Raw genomic sequence first — 8,894 nt, forward strand, 5'->3', positions numbered from 1 at the left:
AATTATATTGATAGCTTAATATAGAATGTTGATAGGTAAGCCTATTTATTCAGAACGCAAAACAACATTAATAAGTATTAAAAAAAGCCTGCTAACATAACGTTGGCAGGCTTTTTTTTGCTTTAAATTAATAAGAAGGTTTTAGTTTACTATTTTAGGTTTTTGAGCCAGTACTGATAATAAATTACCTACTTTATCTAAGCATTCTTGGTATTCAGCATCACAATCGGACGCGACCGTAATACCGCCACCTGCCCATAGATTAACGTGTCTTTCTTCATTAAGGCTATTATCTGACGAAGTACTGGCTTGCAATGTACGAATGAGCACGTTCCATTGACCACTACCATCAAAATTCATATAACCCATAGTGCCACAATAAGCACCGCGTGGCGTAGATTCCAGTTCAGCAATGATCTCAACGGCACGTTTTTTTGGTGTGCCAGTGATAGAGCCAGCAGGCAGACTACCAAACAATACAGCTAGTGGATGAGTATCAGCTTTTAGCTCAGCGGTAATAGTACTGACCATATGATGCACGTTGCTAAAGCTTTCAATCGCAAATAATTGCGGTACTTTCACACTACCAATTTTGGCGTATTTGCCCAAATCATTACGCAGTAAATCTACAATCATGACATTTTCGGCACGGTCTTTTTCGCTATTGACCAATTGCTGTTTATAGCGCTCATCTTGCTCGTTAGTACCACCTCGCGGCATGGTTCCCTTGATAGGCTTAGTACGAATAGAGTGTTTGCCAGTGTCGATTTCTCTAGTGAATGTAAAAAACAACTCAGGTGAGCAGCTTAATAGCTCAAAATGATTGCTATCTGCGTCAAAGTTGTTTCTATTTAGGTAATCACCATCAGTGCTATCAACACTTACATATCCTGCAAAAGGTGCTTTTGTATTGCGATACAGTGCGGGCAAATAGTCAATAAGTGAATAGGCTGATTGAACATCGTTATTTTTACACGCTAAACTGCCAGACCATTTCTGTGTCAGGTTTATCTGATAGCAGTCGCCTTGCTGTAGATAGTCTTGTGTGCGATTAAATGCTTGTTGATAATCAAGCTTACTCCATCGCGGACTTAAAACTAGGGGAGTGATGCTTGATGCATCTTTAAACTGTGACGGATTGAGATATTTATCAGACAGTTTTTGATCCAGTTCGTCTAGGTAAGAGGTAAGAGTCGTTATAAGACTATCGTTTGTCTTATGACCAATATTCTCAGAAACGTCAGCATTGGTTAGATGACTCTTTAATTCCCAGCCTGTATCAGCATGTGCCGTAGGTGTTAGATAAATATCATAATGTCCCAACGAGGCACACGGCTGCATTGCCAATTCAATCCTATCGGCAGGACTTAGCTCATGAGCTGCAATATCATAACCAATAAAACCGATTAGCCCATGATGATAACTAGGTTTCGAGCTTTCTTCGCTATTGATATATGACGTGTCGTGATTGGCTTTTTGAGTATTGCTATAAGCGATTAGTTCCTCTTGCCATTCTAGATAGCTCATATAAGCTGTCGTGCCAGCATAACTATTGTTATCGCTATTTACATCAGTATCGCGGCGCACGTCATTACTGCGACAATTTTTAATCACCTTATAAACATTGGGTGAGTCACTAGAAGCTTGCTCATCATTGGGATAAACAGACCAGCTAACTTTAGGCAGTAAGCCAATCACTGGTCGACCATCGTTATTAAGCCAAACAAGCTGCCAGTTTGCTTTAATATCTTGGTCGAGCAAGTGACGCTGTAGCTGCGGCATCAGCTCTGCAGCAGACAAATCACCAAAACGCCAGCTAGGTTTGCTAGCTGGCGATGGCGCAGAATCTGTCTGCTCAGTTGTATTGTGATTTGATACAAGCATGGGTTAAGCGTCAAACTTTTTGATAATTAGCGTAGCGTTAGTACCACCAAAGCCAAAGCTATTACTCATCAAGGTTTCAAGATTTGCTTCACGCATTTCGGTGACAATATCAAAACCTTCAGCAGCAGGATCTAAGTTGTCAACATTGATACTTGGAGCGATAAACCCGCCCTGTAGCATTAGTAGACAATAAATCAGCTCTTGTGCACCAACAGCGCCCAAGCTATGACCTGTCATTGATTTGGTTGAGCTGATAGCAGGTACTTTACTGACGTCATTATCAAATATTTTAGCAATCGCTTTAAGCTCAGTAATATCGCCCAGTGGTGTACTAGTACCATGGCTGTTAATGTAATCGACACTTTCTAGACCCGCTTCGGCCAAGGCTTGTTGCATACAGCGAACTGCACCTTCACCGCTTGGCGCAACCATTTCTGCACCATCAGAGCTGGCACCATAGCCAACGATTTCAGCCAAAATATTAGCGCCGCGTGCTTGAGCATGCTCCAGACTCTCTACAACCACCATCGCGCCACCAGCAGCAATCACAAAACCGTCACGGTCTTTGTCATAGGCTCTTGAGGCAAGTTTTGGTGTGTCGTTATACTGAGTACTAACTGCGCCCATGGCATCAAACATACAAGACTGTGTCCAATGCTCAGCTTCACTACCACCAGCCAATATCACATCGGCTTTACCCAATTGGATAAGCTCAGCAGCATGACCGATACAGTGTGTCGAAGTCGCACAAGCAGAGGCGAGCGAGTAGGAGACGCCTTGGATTTTGAGGCCGGTTGCTAAAGCAGCTGATACTGAGCTGCCCATTGTCTTTGGTACTGCCATTGCGCCGACACCGCGTAGACCTTTTTCGCGCATAGCATCGATAGCATTGACGATATTTTCTGTTGATGCGCCGCCCGAACTTGCCACTACACCCACTCGTGGGTTGTTATTGATGGTATCAAGTGACAGGCCAGAGTGCTCAATCGCATTTAGCGCACTAACATAAGCATAAAGACTGGCGTCACTAAAGAACCGTTTCAGCTTACGATCGATACCACTGGTATCCAGTTCTGATTGATTGATACTACCGCTCACGTGTGATTTAAACTCGTGCTCAGCATAAGAATCGTTAAATGTGATGCCAGACTGACCTTCTTTAAGGGCAGTGGTGACAGTATCTAAATCATGTCCAATACAAGAGACAATCCCTGCTCCAGTAATAACGACGCGGCGCATATGCTATTCCTTATAAGTAACGACTTGCTAGCAGTTGGTTGCAATAATCGTGGTAAATCTATATATGATGTTTAACTATGAGTTAATTCGAGCATTATAATGAAAAAATAGTCTATGTAGATAACGATAGCATGAATTTAGGTAACGAAATTCTGTTAACGGTCTATCAGAGGCAATATAAGTTCAGTGTACAATTATGCTCTCAGTTATGGCACATGATAACGTATCAAGCACTGGAAATCTTTGGACAAGTGTAAAATAACGACAAAATAACACTTATGACTGAGTTTTGAGTAAAGAGATGAGAAGTAAGACTAGCTACTGACTATGGACAGAATTATACTTTAGATACAAAATTTGTGATTCTAATAACATTGTTCGCACTGACACCAGTTACGATAACTGGCTAAAATAATAGACTCATTATTATTAATAATTAAATATCATATTAAAATACAATTATATTAAAAAACCAACTCATCATATTAAGGACATCACGATGGCAAAGCGTAGTACTCTTTCTAAAAGCATCAATACCATTGGCTCTTTTACTCGAAACAATCTAGAGCGTGTAGGGGCTATGATTGATAGCGTAAACGCTAAAACGGGCAAACCGCGTCAATATAAAGCTGTAGACCTAGGCGATGAAGACTACCAACAAGACTTGTTTCGTGAGCAAACGTTGAAGGCGACGCAGCAACTTTTAGGACCACGTTTTGCTACTTATGGTAAATATGCCAAGAAAGTCGTACCAAACAGCTTTTTTCAATCGACAGTTGATGGTGCATTTGCCCAAGTGGCCAATCTCGCTGCCAACTGGAGTCAACTCGACTTACCTAATGAACATCGCTTTGCCAATATTGCTACTTTAGATGACGAAGAACGTTATGCTCTAGCTACTGATATCGCCAATCAAAATCGCGCGCTTGCAATGATGGGTGGCTTGACGGGTTTGGCAGGTCTACCAGGTTTGCTCGCTGATACATTGTGGCTATTACTGGTTTCATTACGTACGGTTTATCAGATTGCTGCTGTATATAATAAGCCGCTGACAGGTAAGCAAGGCGTCAAGATGGCGTACGAGTTACTATCAAACGCTGATTTGAGCAAAATGCAAGAAAAACAAGCGCTGCTAGCTGGTCTAGGTATTGGTAAGGGTTTGCTCGATAATGCTCAGAGTAATGGACTGCATAGTGAACTTAAAAATCTTGGTCTGAAAAACAAAAATGTAAATTTCTATGCTGCGCAAATAGACAAAGTCGCCAGTCAAGTAGGTATTGATTTAGATCAGATCAATTTATCATGGGTTCGTCGCTTCATTCCTGTCACTGCAGTAGCGATCGGCATGCATTATAATAGCCAATTGATTGATGAAGTTATTGGCGTTGCTCAGGCGACCTTTGCACCAGAAGCAAAATTGGCTAATCGTGCCATTACCGATGACAGCAGCAGTGAGGCCAAAGTAGAAAAGGCTAGTACTGATGAGGCGAAAAAAGACACAGAGCGCAAAGAAAAAAGCAGTGATTCAGAAAAAGCCCCTAATAAAGAAGAAACCAGTAAAAAAGAAACTAGCAGTAAAAAAGACTCAGACAAGCAAACGTCTGATAAAAAAGCCAAGTAATAGACATATTATTTGCTAGTTGGGCTATATATTTATAAGTACAGCGGTATTTATCTTAGTTTGATTGAGCAACATGACTTGAAAATTAGGATAAATACCACCACTTAGTTACTATCAAGTACCATTTCAATGTTAAACATCTTTTCTTAATGATGCTTGAGCTCACTTTGTTTACTTTATTTCTTACGCTATTTTTCGGCGAAAAATCTATAAAGTGATACAATGAGAGGCTGAATGCATATCTATCAAATGTTGTAAAGCGAAACCATTCATAAGTGGTTGAAATAGCAGCAACAACTCTTTATAATACACTGTCCTAAAAATGGGTGCCCCGAAATCTGCAATTATTGTCAGATAGATGGTGCATTGGCCCATTTTTTTGTTTTATACCAAACGGGAGAAGGATGCCTTATGGCAACAACTAACCAATTGATTCGTAAAGGTCGCAAAACCATCAAGGAAAAGTCAAAAGTTCCTGCGTTGGAAGCGTGCCCACAGCGTCGCGGTGTATGTACTCGTGTATATACTACCACGCCAAAAAAACCTAACTCTGCCATGCGTAAAGTATGTCGTGTACGTTTGACTTCAGGCTATGAAGTATCAAGCTACATCGGTGGCGAAGGTCATAACCTACAAGAGCACAGTGTTGTTCTAATCCGTGGTGGTCGTGTAAAAGATCTACCAGGTGTACGTTATCACACTGTTCGCGGTGCATTAGATTGCGCAGGCGTTAAAGACCGTAAGCAAGGTCGCTCTAAGTACGGTGCTAAGAAGCCTAAAGTTTAATAACTAAACGTTATTAACTAAGCTTTTTGCACTACCCAATAACTGTGCATGGGTTTGGTGTCAGTAGTAGTATCACTTTTATATAAATATATATCTGGGATTTGCTCTTAAAACATACCACCATGCAGTAAGGCTAACTGATAACTCACTGCCATATCCTAATGATAAGTAGTCGATGTTGTGAATGTTAGACACTCCTGAAGATAAGGAAATTTATTATGCCAAGACGTCGCGTCGTTGCTGCCCGTGAGATCCTACCGGATCCTAAGTTTGGTAGCCAAACTGTTGCAAAATTCATCAACCATGTAATGAGTGATGGTAAAAAATCTACTGCTGAGCGTATCGTTTACGGTGCACTTGAGACAGTAAGTGAGAAGCGTAAAGTTGAAGATCCAGTATCTTTCTTCGAAGAAGTGCTAGAAAATGTACGCCCAATGGTAGAAGTAAAAGCTCGCCGCGTTGGCGGTGCAACCTATCAAGTACCAATGGAAGTACGCCCCTCCCGTCGTACTGCATTGGCTATGCGTTGGTTAGCTGAAGCGGCTGCTAAGCGTTCTGAAAAATCAATGGCTTTGCGTTTAGCTGGCGAATTGAATGATGCTGCTGATGGCAAAGGCGCTGCTATGAAAAAGCGTGACGAAGTTCACCGCATGGCAGATGCTAACAAAGCATTCTCTCATTACCGTTTCTAAGCTACTTTTTAATAGTAGCTTGAGATTAGTGGCTCATGCCATTTAATCTTACATTGTTGTTTATTCTATTGATTGCCGCCATCATCATTCGGTCATATATAAATGTTATTTATTGATGACTGAGGTGGCGGACATATATCCAGATGTCTCTCTTAACAAATACTGTTTTTGCTGGAGAGCATCCCAAATTTGATGCCGCACTATTCTTAGTATTTGCTCTTTTTTTGTCCGTATTAGGCTCAATAATCAGTAAGTAATATTACGAAGCTGAACGCTTTGTCATAGAGTATGAGGTAGAGACACAATACATTATTATATACACGACTTTTCCTAGGAAAACACTATGGCTCGTAAAACTCCCCTAAAACGCTATCGCAATATTGGTATCTCAGCGCACATCGATGCTGGTAAGACAACCACTACAGAGCGTGTTTTATTCTATACCGGTGTTAGCCACAAAATTGGCGAAGTACATGATGGCGCAGCCACTATGGACTGGATGGAGCAAGAACAAGAGCGTGGTATTACTATTACCTCAGCGGCAACAACTTGTTTTTGGTCAGGTATGGCTAAACAGTTTGACGAACACCGTATCAACATCATCGATACCCCAGGTCACGTTGACTTCACGATCGAAGTTGAACGTTCTATGCGTGTACTTGATGGCGCTTGCATGGTTTACTGTGCAGTAGGCGGCGTTCAGCCACAGTCTGAGACCGTATGGCGTCAGGCGAACAAATATAAAGTACCACGTCTTGCATTTGTAAACAAAATGGATCGTGTTGGTGCTGATTTCTATCGTGTTATCGAACAGATCAAAACTCGCTTAGGCGGTAACCCTGTACCATTGGTTATCCCAATTGGTAAAGAAGATGACTTCGAAGGCGTTGTTGATCTAGTGACTATGAAAGCTATCTATTGGGACGAAGCGTCTCAAGGTATGCAATATGATGAGCGCGAAATCCCAACTGAACTACAAGAAAAAGCAGCAGAATACCGCGAACACCTTGTAGAAAATGCTGCTGAAGCCAACGAAGAGTTGATGAACGAATACCTAGAAAACGGTGAGTTGACTGTAGAACAAATTCACGGTGCTATTCGTCAGTTAACTATCGATAACGAAATCATTCCGCTTCTTTGTGGTACTGCCTTTAAGAACAAAGGTGTACAGAAGATGCTAGATGCCGTTATTCAGTATCTACCTGCACCAATCGACGTACCTGCTATTAAAGGTATTCTTGATGACAAAGACGAAAGCGAAGGCAGCCGTGAAGCATCAGATGAAGCACCTTTCTCAGCACTAGCGTTCAAAATCATGAATGACAAATTCGTTGGTAACTTAACCTTCGTACGTGTTTATTCTGGTGTAATGAAGCAGGGTAGCAGTGTTTATAACCCAGTTAAAATGAAGCGTGAGCGTGTTGGTCGTATCGTACAGATGATGGCAAACTCTCAAGAAGAGCTTGCAGAGATTCGTACTGGTGATATCGCAGCTCTAGTCGGCATGAAAGATGTGACTACTGGTGATACGCTATGTGATGAAGACAACGTGATCACTCTTGAGCGTATGGAATTCCCAGATCCAGTTATCTCTCTAGCTGTTGAACCAAAGACCAAAGCTGACCAAGAAAAAATGTCAATCGCTCTTGGCCGTTTGGCAAAAGAAGATCCATCGTTCCGTGTACACACTGACGAAGAATCTGGTCAGACGATCATCAGTGGTATGGGTGAGCTACATCTAGAGATTCTTGTTGACCGTATGAAGCGTGAATTCAACGTTGAAGCAAACATCGGTGCACCTCAGGTTGCTTATCGTGAGACGATTCGTAACACTGTTGAACAAGAAGGCAAATTCGTACGTCAAACAGGTGGTCGTGGTAAGTTTGGTCACGTTTGGTTACGTCTTGAGCCACTTGATCCAGCTGGCGACACTGAATATGAATTCGCTGAAGAAGTTGTTGGTGGTACTGTACCAAAAGAATTCCACGGTGCTGTTGACAAAGGTATCCAAGAGCGCATGAAAAACGGCGTACTTGCAGGCTACCCTGTAGTTGGCGTAAAAGCGACCTTGTATGATGGTTCTTATCATGACGTTGACTCTGATGAATTGTCATTTAAGATGGCTGGTTCTATGGCCTTCAGAAAAGGTTTCTTAGCAGCTGATCCAGCGCTACTTGAGCCAGTAATGAAAGTAGAAGTTGAAACACCTGAAGACTACATGGGCGACATCATGGGCGATCTTAACCGTCGTCGTGGTTTGGTACAGGGTATGGAAGATCTACCTGGCGGTACTAAACAGATTCGTGCTGAAGTACCATTAGCGGAAATGTTTGGTTATGCCACTCAAATGCGCTCTATGTCCCAAGGCCGTGCAACTTACTCAATGGAATTCCAAAAGTACGCTGAAATTCCAAAATCAGTTGCTGCTGAAATCATCTCTAAGTTCAACTCTAAAGATGATGACGAGTAAATAAAACTTACTGAAAGTGACAATATAGAGTATGTCTGTGTATTGTCACTAAAGAATACGCCAATAACTTGTTAAAAGACTTGTTATTGGCCGCGATTTTCTTATAATATCTGCACATTAGTATGTGCAACCTTTTAACAATTATCTTAATGTGGTCAAAATCGTCTTAATAATCATATTTATATGAGTTAAGTCTTGAACC

General features: G+C 41.6%; 6 protein-coding genes. 4 read left to right on the plus strand and 2 right to left on the minus strand.

Features of this window, described 5'->3' with window-relative positions; translation table 11 throughout:
- Positions 1–141: 141 nt before the first annotated feature.
- On the minus strand, positions 142–1,884 hold the full coding sequence (locus tag CXF69_RS04970; RefSeq protein WP_101205356.1) for an anthranilate synthase component I family protein: 1,743 nt from the start codon (positions 1,882–1,884) through the stop codon (positions 142–144).
- Positions 1,885–1,887: 3 nt separating this feature from the next.
- A complete protein-coding gene (locus CXF69_RS04975) occupies positions 1,888–3,123 on the minus strand; it encodes a beta-ketoacyl-ACP synthase II (RefSeq protein ID WP_101205357.1) in 1,236 nt (411 codons plus the stop codon).
- Between the two features lie 499 nt (positions 3,124–3,622).
- Between CXF69_RS04975 and CXF69_RS04980 the strand changes: the two genes are divergently transcribed.
- From CXF69_RS04980 to fusA, 4 genes are all read left to right on the plus strand, one after another.
- Positions 3,623–4,744 carry an EcsC family protein gene (locus CXF69_RS04980; protein ID WP_101205358.1) on the plus strand — a complete coding sequence of 374 codons (1,122 nt, stop codon included), beginning with the start codon at positions 3,623–3,625 and terminating at the stop codon, positions 4,742–4,744.
- A gap of 411 nt (positions 4,745–5,155) precedes the next feature.
- A complete protein-coding gene (gene rpsL, locus CXF69_RS04985) occupies positions 5,156–5,530 on the plus strand; it encodes a 30S ribosomal protein S12 (protein WP_011281154.1) in 375 nt (124 codons plus the stop codon).
- Positions 5,531–5,748: 218 nt separating this feature from the next.
- Positions 5,749–6,222, plus strand: a complete 474-nt coding sequence (gene rpsG, locus CXF69_RS04990; RefSeq protein ID WP_057761735.1) for a 30S ribosomal protein S7 — start codon at positions 5,749–5,751, stop codon at positions 6,220–6,222.
- Positions 6,223–6,565: 343 nt separating this feature from the next.
- Entirely contained in the window at positions 6,566–8,692 is a 2,127-nt protein-coding gene (gene fusA / locus CXF69_RS04995; RefSeq protein WP_101205359.1) for an elongation factor G, read from the plus strand.
- The last annotated feature ends 202 nt before the right edge of the window (positions 8,693–8,894 follow it).

Source organism: Psychrobacter sp. Choline-02u-9, assembly GCF_002836505.1.
Lineage (GTDB): Bacteria > Pseudomonadota > Gammaproteobacteria > Pseudomonadales > Moraxellaceae > Psychrobacter.

Bases quoted from the DNA above. Each gene is read 5' to 3' on its own strand.
- CXF69_RS04970 (WP_101205356.1), bottom strand. From the start codon at position 1,884: ATGCTTGTATCAAATCACAATACAACTGAGCAGACAGATTCTGCGCCA.
- CXF69_RS04975 (WP_101205357.1), bottom strand. From the start codon at position 3,123: ATGCGCCGCGTCGTTATTACTGGAGCAGGGATTGTCTCTTGTATTGGA.
- CXF69_RS04980 (WP_101205358.1), top strand. From the start codon at position 3,623: ATGGCAAAGCGTAGTACTCTTTCTAAAAGCATCAATACCATTGGCTCT.
- rpsL (WP_011281154.1), top strand. From the start codon at position 5,156: ATGGCAACAACTAACCAATTGATTCGTAAAGGTCGCAAAACCATCAAG.
- rpsG (WP_057761735.1), top strand. From the start codon at position 5,749: ATGCCAAGACGTCGCGTCGTTGCTGCCCGTGAGATCCTACCGGATCCT.
- fusA (WP_101205359.1), top strand. From the start codon at position 6,566: ATGGCTCGTAAAACTCCCCTAAAACGCTATCGCAATATTGGTATCTCA.